General features: G+C 61.6%; 24 protein-coding genes. 14 read left to right on the top strand and 10 right to left on the bottom strand.

Annotated elements, in window-relative coordinates; translation table 11 throughout:
• Nucleotides 1–3: 3 nt before the first annotated feature.
• From NOV72_RS05845 to NOV72_RS05870, 6 genes are all read right to left on the bottom strand, one after another.
• Nucleotides 4–603, bottom strand: a complete 600-nt coding sequence (locus NOV72_RS05845) for a chromate transporter (protein WP_106853636.1) — start codon at nt 601–603, stop codon at nt 4–6.
• Nucleotides 604–631: 28 nt separating this feature from the next.
• Nucleotides 632–1,618 carry an ABC transporter substrate-binding protein gene (locus NOV72_RS05850; protein ID WP_106853717.1) on the bottom strand — a complete coding sequence of 329 codons (987 nt, stop codon included), beginning with the start codon at nt 1,616–1,618 and terminating at the stop codon, nt 632–634.
• A 64-nt stretch (nt 1,619–1,682) separates the two neighbouring features.
• The gene (locus tag NOV72_RS05855) at nt 1,683–2,396 is read right to left on the bottom strand and encodes a class II aldolase/adducin family protein (RefSeq protein ID WP_106853637.1); all 714 of its coding nucleotides are present in this window, start codon (nt 2,394–2,396) and stop codon (nt 1,683–1,685) included.
• Nucleotides 2,397–2,483: 87 nt separating this feature from the next.
• Nucleotides 2,484–3,512: a Bug family tripartite tricarboxylate transporter substrate binding protein gene (locus NOV72_RS05860; protein ID WP_245932915.1), complete on the bottom strand. Its 1,029-nt coding sequence runs from the start codon at nt 3,510–3,512 to the stop codon at nt 2,484–2,486.
• 134 nt (nt 3,513–3,646) lie between these two features.
• Nucleotides 3,647–5,866, bottom strand: coding sequence for a tripartite tricarboxylate transporter permease (locus NOV72_RS05865; protein WP_106853639.1), 2,220 nt, complete (start codon nt 5,864–5,866; stop codon nt 3,647–3,649).
• A 256-nt stretch (nt 5,867–6,122) separates the two neighbouring features.
• On the bottom strand, nt 6,123–7,361 hold the full coding sequence (locus NOV72_RS05870) for an aromatic ring-hydroxylating dioxygenase subunit alpha (RefSeq protein ID WP_106853640.1): 1,239 nt from the start codon (nt 7,359–7,361) through the stop codon (nt 6,123–6,125).
• A 287-nt stretch (nt 7,362–7,648) separates the two neighbouring features.
• Between NOV72_RS05870 and NOV72_RS05875 the strand changes: the two genes are divergently transcribed.
• The 4 genes from NOV72_RS05875 to NOV72_RS05890 all read left to right on the top strand — a co-directional run bounded on the left by NOV72_RS05875 (nt 7,649) and on the right by NOV72_RS05890 (nt 11,664).
• The gene (locus tag NOV72_RS05875) at nt 7,649–8,194 is read left to right on the top strand and encodes a MarR family winged helix-turn-helix transcriptional regulator (RefSeq protein WP_106853641.1); all 546 of its coding nucleotides are present in this window, start codon (nt 7,649–7,651) and stop codon (nt 8,192–8,194) included.
• A gap of 2 nt (nt 8,195–8,196) precedes the next feature.
• Nucleotides 8,197–9,387, top strand: coding sequence for a Gfo/Idh/MocA family protein (locus NOV72_RS05880; protein WP_106853642.1), 1,191 nt, complete (start codon nt 8,197–8,199; stop codon nt 9,385–9,387).
• Nucleotides 9,388–9,429: 42 nt separating this feature from the next.
• Nucleotides 9,430–10,404: a PDR/VanB family oxidoreductase gene (locus NOV72_RS05885; protein WP_245932916.1), complete on the top strand. Its 975-nt coding sequence runs from the start codon at nt 9,430–9,432 to the stop codon at nt 10,402–10,404.
• A 135-nt stretch (nt 10,405–10,539) separates the two neighbouring features.
• Nucleotides 10,540–11,664 carry a VIT1/CCC1 transporter family protein gene (locus NOV72_RS05890; RefSeq protein WP_106853643.1) on the top strand — a complete coding sequence of 375 codons (1,125 nt, stop codon included), beginning with the start codon at nt 10,540–10,542 and terminating at the stop codon, nt 11,662–11,664.
• 44 nt (nt 11,665–11,708) lie between these two features.
• On the opposite strand, the gene NOV72_RS05895 is transcribed toward NOV72_RS05890, so the two are convergent.
• The 3 genes from NOV72_RS05895 to NOV72_RS05905 are packed head-to-tail and all read right to left on the bottom strand — an operon-like array spanning nt 11,709 to nt 14,642.
• Nucleotides 11,709–12,701: a 4,5-dihydroxyphthalate decarboxylase gene (locus NOV72_RS05895; RefSeq protein ID WP_106853719.1), complete on the bottom strand. Its 993-nt coding sequence runs from the start codon at nt 12,699–12,701 to the stop codon at nt 11,709–11,711.
• A gap of 55 nt (nt 12,702–12,756) precedes the next feature.
• Nucleotides 12,757–13,797: a 2Fe-2S iron-sulfur cluster-binding protein gene (locus NOV72_RS05900; protein WP_106853644.1), complete on the bottom strand. Its 1,041-nt coding sequence runs from the start codon at nt 13,795–13,797 to the stop codon at nt 12,757–12,759.
• Between the two features lie 26 nt (nt 13,798–13,823).
• The gene (locus NOV72_RS05905; protein WP_106853645.1) at nt 13,824–14,642 is read right to left on the bottom strand and encodes an IclR family transcriptional regulator; all 819 of its coding nucleotides are present in this window, start codon (nt 14,640–14,642) and stop codon (nt 13,824–13,826) included.
• A gap of 433 nt (nt 14,643–15,075) precedes the next feature.
• On the opposite strand from NOV72_RS05905, the gene NOV72_RS05910 reads away from it, so the two are divergent.
• The 6 genes from NOV72_RS05910 (at nt 15,076) to NOV72_RS05935 (ending at nt 20,747) form a co-directional block, all read left to right on the top strand.
• A complete protein-coding gene (locus NOV72_RS05910; RefSeq protein WP_106853646.1) occupies nt 15,076–16,212 on the top strand; it encodes a porin in 1,137 nt (378 codons plus the stop codon).
• Nucleotides 16,213–16,337: 125 nt separating this feature from the next.
• Complete coding sequence (locus NOV72_RS05915) at nt 16,338–17,387, top strand: ABC transporter substrate-binding protein (RefSeq protein ID WP_216858857.1); 1,050 nt, start codon at nt 16,338–16,340, stop codon at nt 17,385–17,387.
• A gap of 9 nt (nt 17,388–17,396) precedes the next feature.
• Nucleotides 17,397–18,221 (top strand): ABC transporter ATP-binding protein, encoded by an 825-nt coding sequence (locus NOV72_RS05920; RefSeq protein ID WP_106853648.1) that lies wholly within the window; start codon nt 17,397–17,399, stop codon nt 18,219–18,221.
• A complete protein-coding gene (locus NOV72_RS05925) occupies nt 18,218–19,051 on the top strand; it encodes an ABC transporter permease (RefSeq protein ID WP_216858858.1) in 834 nt (277 codons plus the stop codon). The genes NOV72_RS05920 and NOV72_RS05925 overlap by 4 nt, the downstream gene beginning before the upstream one ends.
• A 25-nt stretch (nt 19,052–19,076) precedes the next feature.
• Nucleotides 19,077–19,787 carry a class II aldolase/adducin family protein gene (locus NOV72_RS05930; protein ID WP_106853649.1) on the top strand — a complete coding sequence of 237 codons (711 nt, stop codon included), beginning with the start codon at nt 19,077–19,079 and terminating at the stop codon, nt 19,785–19,787.
• 12 nt (nt 19,788–19,799) lie between these two features.
• Nucleotides 19,800–20,747, top strand: a complete 948-nt coding sequence (locus tag NOV72_RS05935) for a CobW family GTP-binding protein (RefSeq protein WP_106853650.1) — start codon at nt 19,800–19,802, stop codon at nt 20,745–20,747.
• Nucleotides 20,748–20,756: 9 nt separating this feature from the next.
• Here the strand turns inward: NOV72_RS05935 and NOV72_RS05940 are convergent, their stop codons facing one another.
• A complete protein-coding gene (locus NOV72_RS05940) occupies nt 20,757–21,083 on the bottom strand; it encodes a non-heme iron oxygenase ferredoxin subunit (RefSeq protein WP_106853651.1) in 327 nt (108 codons plus the stop codon).
• 187 nt (nt 21,084–21,270) lie between these two features.
• On the opposite strand from NOV72_RS05940, the gene NOV72_RS05945 reads away from it, so the two are divergent.
• The 4 genes from NOV72_RS05945 to NOV72_RS05960 are packed head-to-tail and all read left to right on the top strand — an operon-like array spanning nt 21,271 to nt 25,543.
• Nucleotides 21,271–22,557 (top strand): aromatic ring-hydroxylating dioxygenase subunit alpha, encoded by a 1,287-nt coding sequence (locus tag NOV72_RS05945; RefSeq protein ID WP_106853652.1) that lies wholly within the window; start codon nt 21,271–21,273, stop codon nt 22,555–22,557.
• A 45-nt stretch (nt 22,558–22,602) separates the two neighbouring features.
• The gene (locus tag NOV72_RS05950) at nt 22,603–23,739 is read left to right on the top strand and encodes a zinc-dependent alcohol dehydrogenase (RefSeq protein ID WP_106853653.1); all 1,137 of its coding nucleotides are present in this window, start codon (nt 22,603–22,605) and stop codon (nt 23,737–23,739) included.
• The gene (locus tag NOV72_RS05955; protein WP_106853654.1) at nt 23,730–24,215 is read left to right on the top strand and encodes a hypothetical protein; all 486 of its coding nucleotides are present in this window, start codon (nt 23,730–23,732) and stop codon (nt 24,213–24,215) included. The genes NOV72_RS05950 and NOV72_RS05955 overlap by 10 nt, the downstream gene beginning before the upstream one ends.
• 44 nt (nt 24,216–24,259) lie before the next feature.
• Nucleotides 24,260–25,543, top strand: a complete 1,284-nt coding sequence (locus NOV72_RS05960; RefSeq protein WP_106853655.1) for an MFS transporter — start codon at nt 24,260–24,262, stop codon at nt 25,541–25,543.
• The last annotated feature ends 762 nt before the right edge of the window (nt 25,544–26,305 follow it).

Here is a 26,305-nt window from a genome sequence, read left to right on the forward strand (position 1 = left end):
GTGTCATTCTCCACGCGCGCGGCGCAGCATCGCGATCGTGCCGAGCGGACCGAGCACGGCTAGCACGATAAGAAGCGGGATCTTCATGAGCGCAACGCTGATGAATGTCGCCGCCACGAGCACGATGCTCGCCATGCTGCGCGGCAAGCTCGTCACGAGCTTGAGCACGGTCGCGATGACGAGTCCCGTCGCTGCGGGCATGAGCCCCGCGAAGAGATGCGCGGTGATTGCCGCATGTCCCCATCGCGCATAGGCATAGCCCACGCCGATCGTGATGATGGTCGGCGCGAGATAGAGCCCGAACACCGCGATCGCCGCGCCCTTCGCGCCGCGATACTGCCGTCCGAGCACGGTCGCGATGTTCGCGACGTTCGGCCCCGGCAGCAATTGCGCGAGCGGCAATAACTCCGCGAACTCGCGATTCGTGAGCCAGCCCAGACGCTCCACCAGCATGCGGCGCGCCCACGGCAACACGCCGCCAAAGCCCGTGAGGCCGATGAAAAAGAAAGCCTTGAAAAGCGCGAACGAAGTGGGCACGGGCGGCACGCCGGACGTGTTCACTTCGCTCAATGAAGTACCGGCGCGGATCGTATGGGCAGTCATCGTGATGCGTGTCGTCGGGAAGTGGCGCTTATATCCTGGCCGTTTCGAACGTAGCCGGGTGGAAGACATCTTCGACACTTAAACGGCGTTTCGACAGCCCTTGCGAATGATGATGGCGCAGGAACGTTTCGAGTGTAGCGCGATTCGCCTCGATGCCGTAGGACCAGTGATCGTCGCCCATCAATTCGCGCGCGGCTTTCAATTGCTCTTCGACGAAAGGTAATGTGACCTTCGTCGCCGATGTATCGGACAGTCGCGCGAGCGCCATGCGCTTCGCTTCGGTGAATGCCTTGAGCACGGCTGCAGGCAGCCACGGTTGCTGTTCGACTAGCGTCTTGCGAATGCCGACTACGTGCATGATCGGGAACACGCGCGTGCGACGAAAATAGTCCTTCGCCGCAGCGGTCGGATCGCGAAACAGCCAGCCGACATCCGAGTTCGTCGCGGCGCAGCCGGGCGGTCGAGGCGCCATGAAGCCGTCGATATCGCCGCGATCGAGCATCGCTGAAATCGTGTCGTTCTCGGGCGCAGCTTCGAGACGGATATCGGATGGCAGATCGAGCTTGATCTTCTCAGGCCGGCCCGGCTCGTCGATGCCGCCGCGAATCCACTTCACATCGCTTGGCTTCACGCCAAAGTCGTCTTCGAGCACGGCACGCGCCCACACGTTGGCCGTCAGTTGATATTCAGGCAGGCCGATGCGCTTGCCCTTCAGATCTTCGGGCCGCTCGATGCGATCCCTGCGCACGTAGATGGACGTGTGGCGAAACGCACGCGAAAGAAACACCGGGATGGCGACATAGGGACACGAACCGTCCGCGGTCTTCACCGCATAACTGGAGAACGACAGTTCGCTGATATCGAATTCCTCATGACGGAATGCGCGAAAGAACATCTCTTCGGGCGACAACGTCATGAACGTAGGCTCGGCGCCGTCGATCTGCACCTGACCGTCGAGCAGCGGGCGCGTTCTGTCGTAGTCGCCCATCGCGACGGAGAGTCTGAGTTTTCCGATCATCGTGTAAGTCTCCTGCGTTTTGTGTACATAAGGCCAAAATGTCGATTGCATGCAAAGTGCATCAAACCAGCGAATGCACGAGATTGCGGTTGACCTTGCGCCGCAGAAATTCGAAATTGACGGCGAACTGCTCGGCGCGCGTCACGGCGTCGTGCAGGCGATCGATGTCCTCGGGCGAGAAGGTCTCGCCGGCGCCGCCCGCCGCTTTCGTCAGCAATTGAATTCGGCATGCATTATCCAGAAGCAGCGAAAGCACGACCGATTCCTCGATCGAGCGCCCCACCACCGCGACGCCGTGATTGCGCATCAGCACGGCCTTGCTTTGTCCGAGCGCCCGCGCGACGCCCGCGCCCATATCCTGCGTGCGGATGAGATTCATCGTTTCGGTGTAGTACGGCAAGCCGTCCGCGAAATGCACGCTCGGCTGGCTGATCATTTCGAGCGGCTGACCAGTTGCGGAAAGCGCGACCGCGTGCGTCGGATGCGCGTGGATCACGCTCGTCACGTCGGGGCGCACCTTGAAAATCTCCGAGTGGATGAAGACCTCGCTATGACGGCGTCCGCCGCCGCTCACCTTCTCGCCTTCGAGATTGCAGACGACGATGTTGTCCTCGGTGATCTCGTCGAAGCCGTGACTATGCGGCTTCATCAGGAAATGCGTCGGATCGCCTGGCACGCGTACCGAGATGTGCCCGCGCGTAAGATCGCCCTGACCTTCCGCTTCGAGAATGCGCCCGGCGTCGATCAGTTTTTGCTTCGCTTCGTTGAGAGTCATGATGTCGTCCTGCGTTCGAGTGAAAACGTGCGACGACGGCCGAAGCCGTCTGCATGCCGCGTGATCGTGATGATCGTGATGAATCGGCTAGAAGCGCCCGCCTACCGCAGCCTTCGCTTTCGTCAGCACATCGGGCGGCGTCTTGTAGAGTTCGTCGAGCAACTGGTCCATGCGCTGCCACGAAACAGGGCGCACTTCGAGACCCATGCGCTTCGCTTCCGCGAGGAACTGCGGGTCCTTCACCGTCTGTTCGAATGCCTGTCGCAATGCGGCCGTGCGCTCCGGCGGGATGCCCGGCGGCGCCGCGAACGGGCGCGCGAACACCTGGCTCGCGACGATCACCTTCAGCACCTGGCGCGTTTGATCGTTGGGCGCGAGGTCGAGCAGCAGCGGTACATCGGGCAGTTCGGGATGCTTCTCCAGCGCAACCTGCACGAGAATGTTGATCTTCTTGCCCGTGATCCAGTCGGGATGACGCGTCTGGATCGTGCTCCACGACACGCCGCATTCGCCGTCGATCTCGCCGCGCTCCATCGCGAGCGCCGTTTCATTGCTACCCGGATAACCGGTCACGAGTTTCAGCTTCGAATTGAAGAGGTTCTTGATCGTCGACGCGATCACATCGGGGTCCGAGCCGGCGCCCTGCCCGCCCATGCGCGCTTCCTTGTCGACGAGATCCTTGAACGTCTTCACCGGCGACGTATTCCACGTCACACACAGGCTCACATCGCTCGTGATACTGCCGAGCCACGTGAGCTTGCGCGCGTCGAAACTCGCATCGCCGAGAAGGGGCTCTTCGGGCATCGTGCGACCGAAAGTGCCGAAGGTCGCGCCGTCTTTCGGCGCGATGCCATAGAGATAGTTCACCGCCTTCAGGCTGCCCGCGCCCGGCATGCTTTGCGGCGTGATAGTCGGCTTGCCCGGAAGAAAGTTGCCGATGTATTTGCCGAGCAGCCGCGCATAGGTATCGTAGCCGCCGCCGACGGAATAACCGATGGTCATCGTGACATTGCGGCCATTGTAAAAGTCCGCCACCGGTTCGGCCGCCGTGCGGCCCGCGAGCGGTGCGCACAGCAACACGGCCGCGACTGCGGAGATAGTTGCGTGCGCAACCATGCGCGGACCCCTTCTTTTAAGGCCTTTGCGCGATGAGGACTGCGAGAGTCGATCGTTCATGATGTTGTGTCCACCAGTTATGACAGGCTGGCCGATGTGGGCCGGCCGCCGGCCTCTTGTGATTGCATGCGAGATCAAACGAGTCCGCCGAGCTGACGCAGCCACGGCAACCAGTCGCCGATAAGTGATTGCGGCCACGGCGTCGAGAAAATGCGGCCGAATACGAGCCACAACGCGATGGTCATCGCTATCGACAACACAGCCGATGTGCGCCAGCGCTCGCCGAATTCGAACCGCGCAACGAGCAACATAAAGATCAGCAATGCGGGCAGGAGGCCGATGACCGCAGCCGTCGCGAGCGCGCCCGCGACCGATGCGAAGAAACGCACGCCGCGCAGATAGATGGTCCGCGTATCGAGCGACGATGCGAGACCGTCATGCAACGAAGGATCGCCATGCGCGCCGAAGCTCGCGCCAGCGCTTGCGTTTGCGTTTGCGTTTGCATTGGCCTTCGCGATGACGTTGGATTGCGGGTCCACGCTGGATTGCAGACCGCTGAAATGCGCGCTGGCGCCGGCCATCGCGAGATCGCCCATCGGGGCAGCCGCATCGAACGAAGGAGATACTGTCGTCTCGGTCGCGGGCACGTCGCGCGTGAACAACTGCTCGATCAACACGATGCAGCAGAACACGAGCGCGGCGCATGCGCTGGTCATCGGCATGAGGCGCGCGGCGAAGGCCCAGTCGCGTGCGACCATCATCGCGACGATCACGAGTGCGGTAAGCGCCAGCGTGAAGACAATCTGCCAGTCGAAACCGCGCAAACGCAGCTTGAAGGATGGCGCTGTACGACGAGAAGTCGAGTGCGAACGCATACGCAGCGTCTTGCGCAAGCCCTTGATCGTCGGGCCGAGCACGACCCACAACGCGGCAAGCAGAATCACGATCACGACGGGCCGCGCGAAAAGACCCATGCCGTAGATCTCGTGCGAAATGAAGTAATAGCGCTCGAAGATGCTGCCGAGCACGAGGCCGAGAATGAGCGGCGGACGCGGCCAGTTCAGGCGCTTCATGATCCAGCCCACCGCACCGAACAACACCAGCGAACACAGGTCGCCCCAGCTTTGACTCGCATTGAATGCGCCGAGATAGACGATGGCGATGACGAGCGGAATCAGAACGCCCACCCGCACCGTCGCGAGCCGCGAGAACATGCTGCTGCCCGAGAGACAGATCACGGCGCCCATGATGTGCGAGATCGTCAGCGTCCAGATGATCGTGTACGTGACGTCGAGATGCTTGGTCAGCATCTCGGGACCGGGCGTGAAGCCGTGCATGATGAATGCAGAAAGCAGCAGCGCCATCGATGCGCCGGCGGGCATGCCGAATGCCACCGTCGGAATCAGATGTCCGCCCTCCTTCGCGTTATTCGAGCTTTCCGACGCAATCACGCCGCGAATATCGCCCTTGCCGAAATTCTCCGGGTTCTTCTCGGTGCGAATGGCGTGACCATACGCCATCCAGTCGATCACGGCGGAGCCGATGCCGGGCACCGCGCCGAGCAACGCGCCCAGGCCGCTGCAACGCAAGATGAGCCACCAGTGGCGCGCGGCGTCCCGCACGCCATCCCATTGCGTGCTCGCACGTACGCCGGGTTGCGGACGCTCGCGCGCGATGCCGGTGCGCTCGATCGCCATGTCGGCGAGCTCGGGCAGCGCGAAGATGCCGAGCGTGACCGGCACGATCGGCAGATGGTCCCATAAATACAAAGTACCAAACGTCCAGCGCAACGTGCCCGTTTGCGGATCGGAGCCGATCAGCGAGAGCATCAGACCGAACGACGCGACGGCAAGTCCTTTCATCGGCGCCTTGCCCGACAGCGTCGCGACCATCGAAAGGCCGAAGATGCACATTGCAAGCAACTCGGCGGAACCGATGTAGAGGACGATCAGGCGCAATACCGGGATCGCGAGGGCGAGCAGCAGCGCGCCGAAGATGCCGCCCGCGAGCGACGACGCATAGCCCGCGCCGAACGCGCGCCGCGCATGACCCTGCTTCGCGAGCGGATGGCCGTCGAGCACCGTGGCCGCGGCGCCCACGGTGCCGGGCACGCCGAACAGCACGGCGGGGATGAAGTCGGACACGGTCGTCACGGCCGCCATGCCGAGCAGAAGCGCGAACGCCGTGTAGCCGTCGAGGTGATAGGTGAATGGAATGAGCAGCGCGAGCCCGACGATGCCGCCCAAGCCTGGCACGACGCCGAGCGCGAGTCCGAGCAGCACGCCGCCCAGCATGATCCCGAGACGCAGCGGATCAAGGATCAGGGTCAGCGCATGGAGGGCGGCGTCGAGCATCAGCACACCTCCCGGTGGACTTTGCCCGCGGCGGGACGGCCGTCGTGACAGCGCGATCGAGTGCATGGGGGTCGCATCTCAAGTCTCCGGTAGTTCGCCCGGTTACGTGACCGGGCGTTTATCGTCGAAAAGCAAGTCGAACCGCGAACCGCACTGCGTGTTTGCATGTTGTGTTTTGCATTACGCATTCACGATTGCCTTCTGAGTTATGCGTTTTGCATGCAACATGCAAGCGCGGCGGCGGCGGCGCGGGCGCCTATTCGAAGATGCGCACCAGATCCTGTGCGATCGGCGAATATTTCGCATGCGTGCGCAGCATGAAGCTCGAGAAGCCGTCGCTGTTGTGGTGCTTCTTGCGTTCGTTGGGCAGATCGATGCACTGATTGCGAACGGGATCGCGCACGAGGCCCATCGGGTCTTCGCCCGCTTCGACCTTCTTCATCTCGCGACGAAGCATGCGGCGGTAGATCGCGAGACCCTGGTCGGACGCACCGAGGTTTTCGCGCGTCCGGTCGGCGATCGCGCCCTGCGTGATCCACGCCATCATGTCCTGACCATCGACGTTATCGACGATGAACTCGCCGTCCTCGTCCTTGAACGGCACGTCGTAGGTATGCAGGCGATCCGTGAGACGCGTCGGCACGTCGATGCCCTTCGGCGGAAGGTATGCGTTGTACCAGAGATGCAGCGTGTGCTCGTCATCGACAGGCACGCGAATCTGAAACGAGTAGTAGCGCGACGCCTCGTCGCCATTGCCCACGGCCAGCATGTTCGGGAACACGATCGGATGGCCGATGCGCCAGTCGTCCGAGTCTTCCGGATGTCCCGCGAGCAGGCGGTGCTTCGTCACGCCGAACTCGAACTCGTTGAAGGCGATCTTCTCGTGCTTCGCGCTGATCGCGACCTTGATGCCTTCCTGTTCCTTCTGAAACTCGTAGTGGTGACCATGCAGCCACTCGGTGTGAATCGGATCTACCGAATTCTCCATGATCTGCAGCCAGTTCACCGGCAGCAGCGCACGGCCCATCATGCGGATCGCGCCGGGCGCGACGAAGCCGTCGAAGCGCGGCAGCAGCGGACGCGGCTCCGGCCCCATGTACGCGAACAGCACGCCGCCGAGTTCCTCGACCGGATACGCGTCGGTTGCCACCTTGTCGCGGAAAGCGCAATTGTCCGGCTCGTTCGGCTGATCGAGACACTTTCCCTCTGCGCTAAACTCCCAGCCGTGATAGGGACAGCGGATGCCCTGCTCCGTAGGGATGCCGTGCGCGAACGATGCGCGCCGGTGCGGACATTGCTCCGCGATCAAGCCGCGCCTTCCTTGCCGATCCCGAAAGAGCACGAGATCCTCGCCGAGCAGACGCACACGACGCGTCCACTTGTCGTCGAGTTCCGATGCCGCCGCGAAGGGTTGCCAATAGCGACGCAACAGGTTGCCCATCGGCGTGCCTGGACCGATGCGCGTCATGGTTTCGTTTTGTTCTGCCGTGAGCATGAGTCGATTCCCGTATGTTGGAAAAAGCGCGCCGGAGGCACTGTCATGCCGCCAGCCTTGAAACGATACTATTCTTAGGTACCTAACTTAAAAATAATGGAAAGTACTAGGTCGGCACCGGGAATTCCGCTGCGACGCGATGGGCCTACAAGAAGCGATGTTTTCGCCTCAAACATCACGAATCCCCGGATCGGGATTCACCCTGATACGCGAATCATTGACAAACTTATCTTAGTTAACTAAGTTTACGAAAAGGGCACGCGCTGATGCCGAAAACAGGTGAGAGGATGAACAAAAGCGAGAAGATTCCACGCGACCCGCAGCCGGGCACGCTCAAGCACTGGCGCGAAGCGCTGCCGGAAGAGCGCATGGCGCATCTCGTGAAGGACGCGGCGCGCGGCTTTTCGCGTTCGCTGCAGGCGCGCCTCAAGGAGCATTCGGTGCTCTATGGCCACTGGACGTTTCTGCGCATCCTCTGGCAGACGGACGGCCTCACGCAGCGGCAATTGAGCGAGCAGGCGGGTGTCGCCGAGCCGACCACGTTCTCCGCATTGAAGACGATGGAAACCCTCGGCTATCTCACGCGACAGAAGCTGCCCGACAATCGCAAACAGGTGCGCGTCTTTCTCACGCCAAAGGGCGTCGCGCTGCGCAGCGTGCTCGTGCCTTACGCGATCGATGTGAACCGCATCGCGCTCGCGGGCATCGCACCGGAAGACATCGCGGCGACGCGGCGCACGTTGCTGGCGATGATCGAGAATCTGGCCGGCGACGACGTCGCGGCTTCGAAGAACGGCCGCGATGCGGCCAACGGCGACGTCAGCGAGGATTGATTGTGACGACTCAAGGTGACGCGGCGAAGAGCGTGCGTATCGGCATCGTCGGCTTCGGCACGGCGGGGCGTGCGTTCGTGCCGGCGATCGAGAAGCATGACGGCTTCGTGTTCGCGGGCTTCGCCGATCCGTCGGCGTCGGTGCGCGAACGCGGTGCGCAGGAGTTCGGCGTCGCGGCTTACGACAGCATCGACGAGCTCATCGAACATGGCGCGCTCGATGCCGTGTACGTCGCATCGCCAACGACGCTTCATCGTGCGCATGTCGAGCTTGCCGCGCGCGCGGGCAAGCACGTGCTCGTCGAAAAGCCCATGGCCGCCAATCTCGACGATGCACACGCAATGGTCGCGTCCGCGGAGACGGCAGGCGTCGTGCTGCTCGTCGGACACTCCCACAGCTACGATTTGCCGATCCATGCGATGCGCGAGCTTGTCGCTTCGGGCGAACTCGGCCGCGTGCGCATGGTGCATACGTGGTGCTTCACGGACTGGATCTACCGCCCGCGCCGCCCCGACGAACTCGATGCATCGCAAGGCGGCGGCGTGACGCTGCGCCAGGGCTCGCATCAGTTCGACATCATTCGTCTGCTCGCGGGTGGCGCGGCGCGCAGCGTGCGCGCAAGGACCTTCGACTGGGATGCCGAGCGCCGCGCGATCGGCGCGCATACGGTGTTCATCGAATTCGAAAATGGCGCCGCGGCCACGGCGGTCTACAACGGCTATGGCCGGTTCGCGAGCGCGGAGTTGTGCTTCGACGTCGGCGAATGGGGCTTTCCCGCGCAGTCGCGCGCGATTGCAAAGCCTGCAAGCCTCGAAGACGAATTGCGCGCCAAGGCCGAACGCGCGCGCAATGCGATCCCAGCGAGCGCGCCGAATCAGCCGTTCTTCGGCCTTACCATCGTGAGTTGCGAGCGCGGCGAAATACGCCAGTCGCCGAAAGGCTTGCTCGTCTATACGCGTGACGGCAAGCGCGAAATCGAATTGCCGACCGATCTATCGCCGCGCGAACTCGTGATGCGCGAGTTCCACGATGCAATCAGCGGAAGCAAGCGCGCCATTCACGACGGTCGCTGGGGATTGGCCAATCTCGAAGTGTGCGCGGCGGCGATTGCATCGTCCGAACGTGGCGCGGAAGTATTTCTGGAACATCAGGTCGCGCTCGAGCCGTCGCGTGATAACTTGATCGAACTGTGAGGCGGTGAAAGAGTCCGCATGAGAATCATGAATACACTTAGCATGCCTGATCGAATTGAAGAGGCCGATGAAGTGCTTGCACTCACGGTCACGAATAAACGCGAGATCGCGGAAGACATCTTCCTGTTCGAATTGCGCGATGAAAACGGCGGCGCGCTGCCGCCCTTCACGGCCGGCGCGCATGTGCTGGTGCATACGCCCGCGGGCATTGCGCGACGCTATTCGCTTTGCAACGATCCCGCCGAACGCGATCGCTACGTGATCGCCGTGAAACGCGATGCGGCGGGCGGCGGCGGCTCGCTCAGCATGGCGCTCGATGTACACGTCGGCACTACACTTGATGTGTCGTCGCCGTTGAACTACTTCGCGCTCGCCAACGATGCATCGCGCTATTTGCTGATCGCGGGCGGCATCGGCATTACGCCGATGCGCGCGATGATGGCCGAAATCGCCGCACGCGGCGCGCATTTCGATGTGATCTATTGCACGCGTTCACCCGAATCGACCGCGTTTCTCGACGAGTTAAAAGCAGGCGAGCTTGCATCCCGCGTGCGTGTGCATCACGATTTCGGCGACCGCACGCGATCACTCGAAATCGCACCGCTCGTCGCCGATCGCACCGGCGATACGCACATCTATTGCTGCGGCCCTCGTCCATTGATGCAGGCCGTGCGCGACGCCGCCTCGCACTGGCCCTCTTCCGCCGTGCATTTCGAAGACTTCGGCACGAGCACGCGCGAGAACACATCAAGCGAAACGGCGTTCACTGTGAGACTCGCTCGCAGCGGCGGATGCGTGACTGTCGCGCCAGGCGAAACGATCCTCGATGCCTTGCGAGCAAACGGTATCGACACGCCCAGTTCGTGCGAGGCGGGCACATGTGGTTCGTGCAGAACCCGTTTGCTCGCGGGCGAAGCCGATCATCGCGACTTCGTGCTCGACGACGATGAACAGACTTCGGAGATCATGATCTGCGTATCGCGCGCGCGGTCGGATACATTGGTGCTCGATATCTGATGGCGCGCCGAAACAAGGAAGAGGATCAGACGCGATTCCATTCGCGTTCATCGCATAAATTAAGGTTATTCGCCACGAGACACCGCGTTCGTCTTTACTCTTGAAGCAACGAGACGAACGATAAAAGGTGACGTCATGGCGTCCCAGGCCGAACTCAAACGCTTCACCGCCAATCTCTCCGACGAACTCGACAGCGCCGCGCTCTACGACACCCTCGCACAAGCCGAAAAGCAGGACGACAAGCGGCGCGTGTACAGGGAACTGGCCGACGCGGAACGGCGTCACGCGGACATATGGGCCGCGAAATTGCGGGCGAACGGCGTATCCGTTCGAGCGCATCGCATCGGCGCGAAAACGCGAATCATGCGCACGCTCGCCCGCGCGTTCGGCCCGGACTTCGTGTTGCGCTCGGTCGCCGCCAACGAGATGGCCGATCGCGACAAATACGCAGGGCAACCCGATGCCGCGCAGATGTCGGCGGAAGAGCGGCATCACGCCGACATCGTGCAGGACGTGGCCAATCGCGGCAAAGGCCTGAGCAAAGGCGGCGCGATCGCAGCGGCGGAATCGTGGCATCGCGGCGTGACGTCGGGCAACGATTTGCGCGCGGCCGTGCTCGGTGCGAACGATGGTCTCGTGTCGAATTTCTGTCTCATCATGGGCATCGCGGGCGCGGGCACCGACAGCAGAACGGTGCTTCTCGCGGCGTTCGCGGGACTCATGGCGGGCGCGGCGTCGATGGCGCTCGGCGAATGGCTCTCCGTGACCAACGCCCGCGAACTGGCACGCACGCAGATCGCGAAAGAAAAGGACGAGCTCGATCACATGCCCGATGCGGAACGTCACGAGCTTGCGCTCATCTATCAGGCGAAAGGCATTGAAGCCGCCGAAGCGAAGCGCGTGGCCGCTCAGATCATGCGCGACAAGGACAAGGCGCTCGATACGCTCACGCGCGAAGAACTCGGCCTCGACCCGCGCGAACTCGGCGGCAATCCCTGGACCGCCGCGCTCGCATCGTTCACGTTGTTCGCGGTGGGCGCGATTATTCCTGCGATTGCGTTTCTGTGGGCGAGCGGCGCGCATGGCATCGCGCAATGCATCGTCTTGAGCGGGCTCGGGCTGGCGGGTATCGGCGTGTTCACGTCGCTGTTCAATGGACGCGGCGCGATGTTCTCAGCAACGAGGCAAGTGCTGATCGGCATGATCGCCGCGGGCTGCACGTTCGGCCTCGGCAAGTTGCTCGGCGTGTCGCTTTCGTGATCGATGCATCGCGCGACATGAAGCGCGATGCATCGATCACATCGTCAGATCTTGAACGACTCGAACGTCTCCGGTGCGAAGATTTCTTCCGGTTCGAGCAGTCGTTTCGACAAGCCCTGTTCATACGAATAGCGCAGGAACGTGCGCAGATTCTCGCGATTTTTGTCGAGACCGTAAGGCCAGAAATCGTCGCCCATTTCCTTGCGCGTCTGTTCGACATGCGCGTTCAGCCACGGCAACATCGACTTGAGCGCGGCCGTCTCATTGAGATCCGCATACGTGCGCCGCTGCGATTCGATCAACGCCTTGTAGAGCGATTGCGCGGCCCAACGATTCGCTTCGTAGACCTCGCGCCTGAGCACGACGGTATGCATGATCGGGAACATTTTCGTATCGCGATAGTACTGCCGCTCCACGTCGATATAGTTCTCGAAGAGACGCTTCACGCGCCCCTTTCCATTCACATACGACGACGGCATGCGCGCCGTATAGAGCGCATCGATCTCGCCGTCGAGCAACATCTGCGACAACGTCTTGTCCGGCCCGATCTGTTCGACGCGAATGTTCGAAGGCAGATCGAGCTTCAGCTTCTCAGGGCGATTCGGCTCTTCCTCGCCGCCGGTGTAATACGTGACGCTATCGACCGGCACGCCATAATGATCCGACAGAATGCCGCGAATCCACACGGGCGCGGTCATCTGATACTCCGGATTGCCAATGCGCTTGCCGATAAGATCCTGCGGCTTTTCGATGCCCGAATCCGCATTCACATAGATGCACGAGTGGCGAAAGAAGCGCGACGGAAACACCGGAATCGCGATGAACGGACGCGGCTCGCGAAAGCACGACATCGTGTAGGAAGACAGCGACATCTCCGATGCATCGAACTCGTGGTGCCGCAGCATGCGGAAAAACGTTTCTTCCACCGGCATGTTCAGATAGTTGAGATCGATGCCGTCCGGCTGCACGCTGCCGTCCATCAAGGCGCGCGTGCGGTCGTAATTCCAGCATCCGAAGGTGAGTCTAAGCTTGGACAAGGTCTGCTCCTGGCAGCGTGAGGGATTCATGCGGCGCACGCGAGCGTCATGCACATCAGTAGAACTGATCGAAGTGCACCTGCTCGAACGGCACCTTCAATGCGATGAGCGCGCGTTGAATCGCAGCGCCCATCGCGGGCGGACCGGCGAAGTAGATCTCCATATCGCGCAGCTTCTCGCCGAAGAGCGTTTCCGCGACCGTATGCACGAAGCCGACATGGCCGTCCCAAACGGTTTCGCTATCGGGCGCGACGTCCGACACGGCCGCCTGGAAATGCAGGCGCTCCGCCCATCCCGGCAATGCTTCGAGCATGTCGCGTCCGCAGACATCGCGTGGCGTGCGGCCGCCATAGAGGAAATGCAACTTCACGCCGTCGAGCGCGGGCTCGGCGGCGACACCGCGCGCGATCGAGATCATCGGCGCAAGACCGGAACCGCCCGCGATGCAGAGGATGTCGCGCTTCACGTCGCGGCGCAGATAGGCCATGCCATAAGGTCCGTCGATGTCGATACGCATGCCGATATCCAGCGTATCGAAGAGCACGCCCGTGCCTCGTCCATTCGGCACACGGCGAACCTGAAAGTGCAGTTCGCGCGGTTCGACGATGCCCTCGTCGATGTTGCTCATCGAATATGCGCGCTGGCCTTCGACGCCGGGCAGCGTCAGCAATGCATACTGGCCCGGTTCGAAGGGCATGTTATCGGAGAGCGTGAAGCGGAATTCCTCGATGTCGTGCGTGATCGCCCGACGCTCAGTCAACGTGCCGCTCACGCGGCGCGGCGCATGCTTCGGCGCGTAGTGCGCGGAAGGACGCATCTTGATCGTGCAATCTCCGCGCGGTGCGCTCTGACAACCGAGATAGCGGCGCCGCTCGCGATCCTTCGCGGTCCAGCCGGGCGCCTCGGGCCACACGACTTCGACATCACCCTCGATCAATTCGAACTTGCAGTTGCCGCACGCGCCCACGTTGCATTCGTATGGAAACGCGATGCCCGTTCGCAAGGCCGAGCGCAGCATCACATCGCCGGGTTCGCATACGAACGTTTGATCGGATGATGCGAGCGTGATGCGATGAGCGTGGCCGTCCGAATGCATGAATCCACCTTGTTTCAAGAGTTATTTCATAGCGACCTGTGGTATCCGAGGGTTGCGGAGATACCTTCGGCCGCGGTAAGCAAATGCGGCACCGCTGCGCGCAGCGCCTTCTTCGTGAGCCGTTGCGCCGGCCCGCCGATACCGACTGCCGCCACCACGTTGCCCGTGATATCGCGCACAGGCGCCGCGATGCCACGCATGCCGACTTCCGACTCTTCGTCGTCGATCGAATAACCTTCGCGGCGCGCCGCGTCCAGCGCCTTCAGGAAGACCTGCGTATCGGTGTTGGTCTTCGGCGTGCGCGCGACGAGTCCTTCTTTCAGCACACGCGAGATCACATCGGGCGTGCGCGATGCAAGCAGCACATGCCCTTCCGCTGTACAGAACGCAGGCTTGCGCACGCCGATGTACGAACGCATGCGGATCGCCTGATCGCTCTCGAGATTGAACAGGTACACGATGCTCGTTTCGTCCAGGACCGCAAGGTGCACCGTTTCGTCGGTGTGCTCGCGCAGCACGTGCAGAAACGGCACGGCCTGCTTCGCCACATCGAAACGCCGCCGCACGAGCGCGCCCAGCGTGAACAACTGAATGCCCAGCCGATAACGCCCGTTCTCCGCGTTCTGCTCCAGCATGCCTTCGGCCAGCAATGCGCTCGCGAGCCGGTGTGCCGTACTTTTCGCAATGCCCATGCGTTTCGCGAGCACGCTGATGCCCAACTCCGGCTCGTGCTCCGAAAACACCTTCAGCAACTGAAGCGCCGCCGTCACCGACGACAGCCGCTGCGGACCTTCCTCTTTCTCCTGCGCCGTGCCCGCATCGATCTGCGTTGCGTCTGACTTCATCGAAATATACTCCAGGAAAAACGAATATGGAATAGCGTTCCGCATAAAGGAACGATAGGAGCTACTTGTTTCTGTTTGCCGCGTCAGTTGCTTTTGACGAACATGCGGACTAACCCTGACTAGCTTTCGTTCCGCTTGACTTAGGGACCTAAACAAAGCGAAACTCAGATCGTCCCATTTTAGCAGACCAACGTTCTGTATAGAGGAACAAACTAGCAATCCCCAATTTATGTCGTCAAGCCGTGGACACCCACGGCGTCAGACACCAGAAGCGACCGAACATTCGTTCAGAAGAGAGCACTCGATGAAGTGCGAAACACGCGCGCACAGTTAGTCATCCAAAACACTTAAGCGTCGACGTTAAAGGTTCCGCAGCAAAGCATCCCGGTTCCAAGGCAACCGGCATCACTATGAAACAAGGGACGGAGACCCCATGAAGAAGACAGCATTGTTTCTCGCACTTCCCATGCTGGCGGGCGCCGGCGTGGCGCACGCGCAAAGCTCGGTGACGTTGTACGGCCTGCTCGACGCCGGTCTGGTCTACATCAACAACCAGTCGGGCCACTCGAACATCGAGACGGTGACGGGACAAACGAACGGCAGTCGCTGGGGTTTGCGCGGTTCCGAAGACCTCGGCGGCGGCATGAAGGCGATCTTCACGCTCGAAAACGGATTCGATACCTCCAACGGCAAGCTGCTGCAAGGCGGCCGCGAGTTCGGCCGCCAGGCGTTCGTCGGTTTATCGAGTCCTTACGGCACGGTCACGCTCGGCCGTCAATACGATCCGATGACGGAATGGATCGGCGAGATCGCGGCCACGTCGATCTGGGCATGGGTCGGCACGCACCCTGGCGACTTCGACAACCTCAACTCGAATTTCCGCGTCAACAATGCTGTGAAGTACATGTCTCCCAACCTGTACGGCCTGAGGTTGTCGGGCATCTTCGCGCCCGGCGGCGTCGCGGGCAACTTCGGGTCGAGCCGTATTTACACGCTCGCCGCGTCGTACGCGAACGGTCCGATCACCGCAGCGATCGCCTACGACAACGTGAACAATCCGTCCGTCTCCGCATACGACGGCACGGTCAGCCCCGGCCAGCCCGGCTACACGTCGCCGGGAAAGAGCCCTGTGTATAGCGGCTACGCATCGGCGAATTCGGTCGAAATCTTCGGTGCGGGCATTTCGTATAGCTTCGGCGCGGGCAAGGTCGGTTTCGTCTATACCAACACGCGCTTCAACGACATCCTGCGCACCCCGACCACGCCCAACACCGGCAAGGCCACCTTCAACAGCTACGAAATCAACGCGCGCTGGTTCGTCATTCCGACGCTGCAGCTCGCCGCTTCTTTCGACTATACGAAGGCGGAATCCGCGAAATACGAGCAAGTGGATTTCGGGCCCGACTACTTCATCTCGAAGCGCACGGACCTGAACCTGGTCGGTGTGTGGCAGCACGCATCCGGCATCGATTCGACCGGCAAGCCCGCCGTCGCGGCGATCGGCTCGCTCGGCCAGTCGTCGACGCCGAATCAGGTGGCGGTCAAGCTCTCGCTGCGTCATCGCTTTTAGACAATTTGAATTGACACCGCGATTTCGTCGATGCTAATGTCGTTCCATAAATAGCAACGTCGTTCCACATAAAGGAACCGCAGCAGAAACACCGCGCGACCGATGTTCGATCAAGGAGACAAGCAGTGAAAGGAGTCAGGGTATTGTGCGCGGCGCTCGTCGCGTGCGCCGTGTATGTTGGATCAGGATCGGGCGCCGCCCTCGCGGCCGATCTTACGACGGTGCGCATCGGCATCGCGAACGCGAGCAGCGACGTGGCGTTCTTCATCGCGGAGAAGAAGGGCTATTTCCGGCAGGAAGGGCTCGACGCGAAGTTCATCCCGTTCGACTCCGGAGCGAAAATGGTCGCGCCGCTCGGCGCGGGCCAACTCGACGTCGCGGGCGGGTCGCCTTCCGCCGGGTTGTATAACGCGGTGGTGCGCGGCATCGGCATCAAGATCGTCGCGGATAAAGGATCCACGCCGCCGGGTTATGGCTATCAGCCGCTGCTCGTGCGCGCCGATCTCGTTGCGAACGGCCGCTACAAGTCGCTCGCCGATCTGAAGGGCATGAAGGTGGCGGGCAGCGCGACCGGCAGCGCATCGACTTCGACGATGAACGAGGCGCTCAAGAAAGCCGGCCTCAAGACAAGCGATGTCGAGCGCATCTATCTTTCGTTTCCGCAGCATGTGATGGCGCTGCAAAACAAGGCCGTCGATGCCGCGCTGACGACCGAGCCTTCGGCCACCGAAGCCGTGAAACGCGGCGCGGCCGTGCGCGTCGCCGGTGACGATCAAATCTATCCGAATCATCAACTCGCGGTCGTGCTCTATTCGACCGGCTTCATCAAGGACCATCCGCAAGCGGCGAAAGCCTTCATGCGCGCGTATATCCGCGCGGTCCGCGACTATAACAATGCACTTCTGAACGGCAAGCTCGCCGGCCCGAATGCGCCCGAAGTAATCTCGATTCTCACCGAATACACGCCGATCAAGGACCCCGGCATCTATCGCACGATCGTGCCGCAAGGCACGAACCCGGACGGCAAGCTCAACGTCGCGAGCCTGGAGAACGATCTCGCCTTCTTCAAGAGCGAAGGTGTCGTGAAGGGCAACGTCACGGTCGCACAAGTGCTCGATACGTCGTTCGCGGAAAACGCCGTGAAGGAACTCGGCCCGTATAAACCGACCCGATAAGGAGCCTTCATGTCGATTCCCTCTCTTTCAGATGACGCGCCGGTCAAGATCCGTCTGCGCAATCTGACCAAGTCGTTTCAATCGGGCGGCGGCACCGTGACCGCGCTCGACAACATGTCGCTCGACATTCCGACGGGCTGCTTCTTCATGATCGTCGGCCCGAGCGGATGCGGCAAATCCACGTTGTTGCGCATGCTCGCGAATCTCGATGCGCCGACGAGCGGCACCGTCGAAATCAGCGCGCCGTCTGAAAAGCGCCCGAGCAATTCCATGGTGTTTCAGGGCGATTCCCTTTTCCCGTGGATGACGGTGTGGGACAACGCCGCCTATGGCCTCACGTTGCGCGGCGTGCCGAAAGCGCAGATCCGCGAAGTGGTCGGTCATTATCTGAGCCGCACGGGGCTCACGCGTTTCGCGAAGGCTTATCCGCATCAGCTATCGGGCGGCATGCGCCAGCGCGTATCGATCGCGCGCGCATTTGCGAATGATCCCGACATCCTGTTGATGGACGAACCCTTCTCCGCGCTCGACGAGCAGAACAAGGTGCTGTTGCAGGAAGAGTTGCTGCGCATCTGGGAAGAGACGCGCAAGACGGTGCTTTTCATCACGCACAGCGTCGACGAAGCCGTGACGCTCGGCGATCGCGTGATGATCATGACCGCGCAACCGGGCACGGCCAAGCAGATCGTCGATGTGCCATTCGAGCGTCCACGCTCGGTGCTCGAACTGCGTTCGCGGCCCGAGTACGGCGAGTTCGTCTATTCCATCTGGGGGCAATTGCGCGACGAAGTGCAGCGCGCCCGTTCACGCGACCTTGGCGAGATTCACGCATGAAAACCGCGCAAAAACTGACCGCACCCGCGATGCAATACAAGTCTTCCCCTTCCCGGCTCAAGCGCTGGTTCTCGGGCAACAATCGTGATCGCATGATCAGCATCGCGTCGCCGATCGTGCTTCTTATAGTCTGGCAGATACTTGCGGAAACGGGCGTGATCGACGAACGCTTCTTTCCTGCGCCGTCGAAAGTATTCGGCACGTTCATCGCGCTCGTGAACGACGGCTCGCTCTGGGACAACACCTGGGCTACGCTGCAACGCCTCTTCTGGGGTACGCTCGCGGGCGGCATTCCGGCGTTGATGCTCGGCGTCGCCATCGGTCTTTCACGTCCGCTGCGCGCCGTATTCGATCCTTTGATCGCGGCAACGTATCCCGTGCCGAAGAGCGCGATCTTTCCGCTCCTGCTGCTGATCTGCGGCCTCGGCGAAGCATCGAAGATCGTGATGGTCGCGATCGGCGTGTTCTTTCCGGTGCTCATCAATACCGCGACGGGCGTGCTCGAAATCAACAAGATCTATCTCGACGTGGGCCGCAACTTTCGCGCAAGCCGCTGGCAGGTGTTCCGCACCATCGCGCTGCCCGGCGCCGTGCCGCACATCATGAGCGGCATCAAGCTCGGCATCGGTCTCGGTCTGATGTTGATCGCGATCGCGGAAATGATCGGCTCCAAGAGCGGCCTCGGCTACATGATCTGGAACGCGTGGGAACTGCTGTCCGTCGAGCAGATGTATGTGGGCTTGCTCGTCATCGCCGCGCTCGGTTACCTCATCTCTGTCGTGCTGACCGAACTCGAACGCAAGCTGATTCCATGGAAGTCGTCGCGTTGAACCCGCTTCATCATCTCGTCACGTCATGAATTCGACCGCAACGATTCAAACGCAGAACCATACCGGCCAGAAGCGCATGCTGTCCGACGCGATCCTCATGCTGGAACGCGCCGAAGTGATCGACTTCAACGGGCACGCAAGCTGGCGCGTGCCCGGTCAGGAACGCATGCTGATCAACTCCGGCGCGTCGGTGCGCAGCGCGCTCACGGCGGCGGATATCGTCATCATCGACTTCGATGGCAATCTGATCGAAGGCGATGCCGTTCCCCCGATGGAGTTTCATATTCACTCGGAGATCTATCGCCGACGTCCGGACGTGGGATCCGTGATTCACGCGCATCCGTTGTGGTCGACGCTCTTCAGCATGACGGGCAAGCCGGTGCAGCCCGTCATCATGCAGGCGGCCGTGCTCGGCGAGATCCAGCGCTTTCCCAAGACGGCGTCGATCAATCGCAAGGAACTCGGCGAGGAGCTTGCCGAAGCGCTCGGGCCGCATCGCGTCGCCATGCTGAAGTCGCATGGTTCGGTGATCGCAGCGTCGAGCATTCTCGAAGCGTTCGTGCTCGCGTTCTATCTGGAAGAGAACGCGCATCGCCAGTATCTCGCGAGTCAGATCGGCGACCCCGCCGTGCTCGATGCCGATCAGATCGCAGTGATTCAACGCAATCTATGGAAGCCGAATCTGCTGCAAAAGGTCTGGGATTATCACGCGGGCAAGCTCGGCGCACGCGACTGACCGTCGTATCGCATGCATCGCGAACGCATACCGGTCTATGTCGTGACCGGCTTTCTCGGCAGCGGCAAATCCACGCTGCTCGCGCGCTGGCTGAAGGAAACGCCCTTCTGCAATGCGGCGCTCATCGTCAATGAGATCGGCGAGATAGGCATCGATCACGCGATGCTCGGATTCGCGGGCGACACATCGATGCTGCTCGCCGATGCGTGCGTCTGTTGCAGCGGCCTGCCCGCGCTCAACGAAGCGCTCGCGCAATTGTTCTGGGCGCGGCTGCATCGCAGCATCGCGCGCTTCGAAATGGTTGTCATCGAAACTACCGGGCTGGCGAATCCGGGGCCGCTCATCGCCTCGCTGAGTCTCGATGCGTTCGTGAAGGAACGCTATTGCATCGCGGGCACGTTCACGACGATCGCCGCGCCGACTGCGCGCGATACCCTCGCGCGCTTTGCCGAGGCGCGCGCGCAATTAGAAGGCGCGGATGTCGTGATCGTCACGAAGACGGATCTCGTCAGCTCGGAAGAACTCGCAGCCGTGGAAGCGCATTTGCCCGGCGCGCGTGTCGCGCATTCGGCGAATGCGAGCCTGGGCCTGCACGATGCGCTTTCGATGTTCGCGCTGCCCGCACCCGATATCGAACGCGCCGTTGCGCGCCCTCTCTCGCGGCCCCGATCACACGATGCGATTACGCACTTCATCGCCATCGACGACGCAATCGATCTCGATACATTGCACGCGCGCGTTCGATCGCTCATCGACCAATACGGCGATTCGCTGCTCAGACTGAAAGGCTTCGTGCGGATCAAGGAGCAAGACGCTCCCGCACTCGTGCAGTTCGCTCACGGCGATGCATTTGCGCATATCACGCGAGGCACCGCGAACACGGTGAGAAGCGGTCTGACGCTGATCGTGAAACCGGGCGCATCACGCCAGGCACGCGCGCAGGAAACGCACGCGCCATAGCGGATATGTTCATTCGCCGTCGATCTCTATGCTCACCTCGCCATCCTCCACGCGCGTCTTGTAGGTCTTGAGCGGAATCATGCAAGGCGGCGCGACGACTTCGCCCGTCTTGATGTTGAACGAGCCGTTGTGGAAGTCGCACTCGACCACGTCGCCTTCGATGTAGCCCTCCGACAACGAACCCGGCCCATGCGTGCATGTGTCGTTGGTGACGAAGTATTCGCCCTGAATGTTGAACACGGCCAGCGTGAGACCGTTTTTCTCGACCTTGATGGCCTGACCGTCGGCGACGTCGCCGGCTTTGCAAAGGCGGGCAAATGCGCAAGCTTGATGCATCGGGTATCTCCTTCTCCGTTTGACATGGCATGGGTCAAATGATAACTTTGTTCCTGTTTGATGAACAGCGTTCTTTTATACGGAACACGCGAACATCGGCGTGAAGAAGAATCGCGAGAAGCGGCACGCGCGCATGGCCCACACGAACACACGTCGAGAGACGGGAGCACACCCTGAGGCAAGCACTATGTTGAGAAAAGAGCAAAACGATCTGGTCACGCAAACCGGTCCCGGCACGCCGATGGGCGAACTGTTCCGCCGCTTCTGGCTCCCCGCGCTGCTGTCCGAAGAACTCGCGGAACCGGGCGGCGAACCGGTGCGTCTGCAACTGCTGTCGGAGCGCATGCTCGCGTTCCGCGATTCGGAAGGGAAGCTCGGTCTCATCGACGAGTTTTGCGCGCATCGCGGCGTCTCGCTCTGGTTTGGCCGCAACGAGGAAGGCGGTATCCGCTGCCCGTATCACGGCTGGAAATACGATGTGAGCGGCCAGTGCATCGACGTGCCTTCGGAGCCGGCTGCGAGCGGCTATTGCAACAAGATCAAGTTGAAGTCGTACCCGCTCGTCGAGCAAGGCGGCGTGATCTGGGTTTATATGGGTCCGAAGGACGAAGAGCCGCCGCTGCCCGCATTCGAATTCTCGACCGTGCCCGCGAGCCAGTCGTTCATGAGCAAGCGTCTTCAGGAATGCAACTGGCTGCAGGCGCTCGAAGGCGGCGTCGATTCGAGCCACGTGTCGTTCCTGCACAGCGGCAGCCTCAATACGGACCCGCTATTCAAGGGCGCGCGCGGCAATCAATACAACCTTGCCGACCTGAGTCCCGTGTTCGAAGTGGTGGAGTCGGATGGCGGCCTCTTCATCGGCGCGCGCCGCAATGCCGAGGACGAGCAGTATTACTGGCGCATCACGCCGTGGGTCATGCCCTGCTTCACGATGGTCCCGCCGCGCGGCGATCATCCTGTGCACGGTCATTTCTGGGTGCCCATCGACGATGAAAACTGCTGGGCGTGGAGCTTCGACTATCATCCGACACGCGATCTCACCGAAGCCGAAGTGCAGGCGATGAAAGACGGCATGGGCATTCACGTCCGCTACATTCCGGGCACCTACATTCCGCTGCAAAACAAGACCAACAACTATCTGATGGACCGCGCCGCGCAGAAGGCGGGCGTCACGTATAGCGGCGTGGAAGGCATCGCCATGCAGGACGCATCGTTGCAGGAGAGCATGGGGCCGATTCAGGACCGCACGCGCGAGAATCTCGTGTCGACGGACAACGGCATCATCATGGTGCGTCATCGGCTGATGAAGGCGGCGCGTGCGCTCGCGGAGAAGGGAATCGAGCCGCCGGGACGCGATCCGGAATCGCAGAAAGTGCGCTCCGTCGCGATTGTTCTGCATCGCGACAAGCCGTTCAAGGAAGGCGCGCACGATGCGCTTCACGCCGAAGCAGGCAAGGCCCACACCACCATCTGACGAGGACGCGCGCGCGAAACTCGGCGGTTTCGCGGGCCACGACGCATGAACGAAGCACATCGACATGACAAGGCCTCACGCACCTTCAAGGCGGCGGTTGCGGTCGAGCCATCGCGCACGGAGATTCAGACGTTCGAGCGGCCGGACATCACGTCATCGACGGGACTGTTGCGCGTCGCGATCACGGGCGTATGCGGCAGCGACGGCCCTTACTATCGTCAATTGCCGCAAAGCCGCGGGCCTTTGATTCTCGGGCATGAAACGGTCGGGCATATCGAGGAAACGGGCGAACTCGCGCGTGCGCGCTGGGGCCTGAAGGAAGGCGATTACGTCGCGCTCGAAGAGTATGTGCCATGCGGGCACTGCGAGTACTGTCTCTCGAACGAGTTCCGTCTTTGCGATGCAACCGACTGGCGTCTCAACGGCCTGCGTTATGGCGCGACCGGTTTGCGCACTGCGCCCCGTTTCTGGGGCGGCTTCAGCCAGTATCAATACTTGCAGTTGAACACGGTGTTCCATCGCGTACCTTCGAAGGTCGCGCCGAAACATGCTGCGCTTGCGCTACCGCTTGGCAATGGCGTCGAATGGGCCTATCTGCAAGGCGGCGCGGGGCCGGGTCAGGCGGTGGTGATTCAGGGACCGGGCCAGCAAGGACTTTCGTGCGTCGTCGCGGCGCGTGAAGCGGGCGCGGCGAAGATCATCGTGACGGGACTCTCGACGAAGACGGACCGCGAACGTCTCGCGCTCGCGAAACGTCTCGGCGCCGATCATACGATCGAAGTCGATCAGGAAGACGTGCTCGAACGCGTCGCCGATCTGACCGGCGGCGCGATGGCCGATCTCGTGATCGATTGCGCATCGGGCGGCCCGTCCACGGTCACGTCCGCGATCCGGCTTGCGCGCAAACGCGGGACCGTCGTGCTCGGCGGACAGAAGCGCGTGCCGATTCCCGAGTTCAACAGCGACATGATCATCGCGCGCTTTCTCACGGTGAAAGGCATGCGCGGGCACAGCTATCAGTCGGTCGAGCTCGCGCTGCAACTGATCGCCGCGAATCGCCACGATGTCACGCAAATGAGCACTCACACCTTCGGCCTCGACGACACCGATCTCGCGCTGCGTACCTTGCAGGGCGAAGGCGTCGAAGGCGCGATTCACATGACGATCGATCCATGGAAGTGACCACGCCTGCGGAAGTGCGCTTCAGGGTTCGATCGCCGAATTCCGTGCCGCGCCGCATCAGGGTCATCGCTCTGACGGATGACGATGCGGAAGTGAGAAGATGCATCGAGCGCGCGCACGCCGATGTGCAGTTCGTGCGCGCAAGCGAATTCGCCGCGCTGTTGCAGACCGAAGGCACCGATGCCGCGAGCATTCTGCGCAGCGTCGATACGAACACGTGCGCATTGAACGCATGGCTCGGCGCGCCGGATCTCGTCGTGATCGCAGGCCGGGAAGGCGACGATGCGCAAGCGGGCGCGGTCGCGGCGAAGGCGTATCGTAGCCGTGGCGTGACCGTGTCGAGCGTGATCGGTCCCGGTGACGTGTGCGGCAGGCGCGCCAGCACCGCCGATTTATTGCGCCCGCATTGCACGATGCTTATTCTTCCGGTGAGCGCAGGCTATCTCGAAGATTTGCTCGTCGCGCTCGGCGCATGAAAAACGAATTCGTTTGCGCGCGCATGCGCGAACGAGCAGGAGACATGGCTGTGAAGCAACAAGACATCAATCGATGGTGGACCGTCCTCGGCGGCGCGATCTGCCTTTCCGTCGGCGCGGGCGTGATATCGGCGTTCATGTTCGGCACGTTCATCAAGGCGATCGCCGCGGAAAACGGATGGAGCCGCGCGCAGGTATCGCTCGGCCTCACGATCTTCGAGTTCGCGATGGGACCGGGCACGATCGTGCTCGGCTCGCTGATCGACCGCTTCGGCGTACGACGTCCCACGATGCTGTTTCTGTTGTTGTTCGCGGGATCGATCGCGCTCGTCGGCGTCATTCCCGTTTCGCTCGCGCTCTTCTGTCTCGTGTTCGTGATGGTCGGCTTCTTTGCGCCGGGCAGCAACGCGTTGCCTTATGCGAAGGTCGTGTGCGCGCGCTTCGATCATCGGCGGGGACTGGCGCTTGGATTGACCGTCGGCGGCACGGCTATCGGCGCGATGTTGATGCCGCAATATGCGGGCTATCTGCTGCGTCATTTCGGCTGGCGCACGGGTTATCTCGGCGTGGCGGCGTTGATGACGGTGCTATCCATTCCCGCGCTCTACTTCCTCGTGAAGATGCCGCCGGGCGTCGATGAAGCGATCTCACGCCACGCGCGCGAAGCTCGTGCAGACCTGCCGTCGTTATGGACGATCTTTCGTCACGATCGCACGTTTCGTTTGTTGGGCGTCGCGATCTTCTGCATGTCGGGGGTGTTGCTCGCATTGCTGTCGCAACTCGTGCCGATGATGACCGACCGTGGCGAAACCGTGCGCGCTGCCGGAACGATGCTCTCGATCGCGGGACTCGCATCCGCTGTCGGCCGCCTGTTTGCGGGCTATCTGATGGATCGCGTTCACGCGCCTTATGTCGCGGCGATGTCGTTCGGACTCACGCTATGCGGCGTGCTGATTCTCGCGGCCGGCGCAACCGGCGATACGGCGATGGCCGCTTCCGCGATGATCGGCGTGAGCATCGGCGCGGAGGCCGACATCATCACGTTCATTGTGAGCCGTTACTTTGATTTGCGTTTGTTCGGACGTGTATGCGGGGGCATGTGGGCGTGCTGGGGCTGGGGCGCGGGGATCATGATTTTCCTTTCCGGACTGTGTTATGACCTCACGCATTCTTATCGGCTGGCGTTGTGGGTGTTTTCAGGGCTCGTAGCTTTGTCGGTGGTTTCGATCATTCGGCTCGGGCCTTATGGGTATCCGGAGCAGGGAGATCGGAGGAAGGCCCCTGTGCAGGGTTTGCCGCTTGATAAATCGGCGGAAGTGAATTCTTGAGTTTGTTTTCTTGTCGCCGGATGCCGTCTTGTTTTTGGTTTATTGGCGTTGCCCCTGCGCGGGGCGGCAGTTAAAGAAAGCGGCTTTTATCGCGCACGGCACAGGGGCTCTTTGCGTGAGTGAAACTTGCATTCGTGTCGGTTTATTGGCGTTGCCCCTGTGCGGGGCGGCAGTCACTTTCTTTGCTGCTGCAAAGAAAGTAACCAAAGAAACAGCTATCCCCAGCCTAAGCACTTCATGCCGGCCGCGGCACAGGCGATTGGCTGAATGGCCCGGCAGTAGCGAGTGCCCCCACAAAACTCACGCGCCTTGGCTCGCGCACGGTCTGCCGCACAACATGTTTTAGGGCGCTGGTTCAGCACGAAATCGCGCCGGCACAGCGCTGCGCGCTGCCGTTGGGTATGCCAGGGAAACCAGCGAGAAAGAAGCACACGCAGCCCCCGATTGACCCATCGGCCGCGTAGCGGGCCGGAGCTTGCAAGGGCTGAACCCGCAACTTGAGCGGTGCGCTGCGGCAGACCGTGCGCGATCCAAGCCGCGTGAGACCTTTGAGGGCACTCGCTACTGCCGGGCCATTCGGTCAATCGCCTGTGCCGCGGCCGGTGTGAGGCACTTTGGATGGGGATAGCTGTTTCTTTGGTTACTTTCTTTGCAGCAGCAAAGAAAGTGACTGCCGCCCCGCACAGGGGCAACGCCAATAAACCGACGCGAAAGCAAGTTTCCCTCAGACCCTCGAAGCCTCGAAAGGCCCCCGCGCCGTGC

This window comes from Caballeronia novacaledonica (assembly GCF_900258035.1).
Taxonomy (GTDB): Bacteria; Pseudomonadota; Gammaproteobacteria; order Burkholderiales; family Burkholderiaceae; genus Caballeronia; species Caballeronia novacaledonica.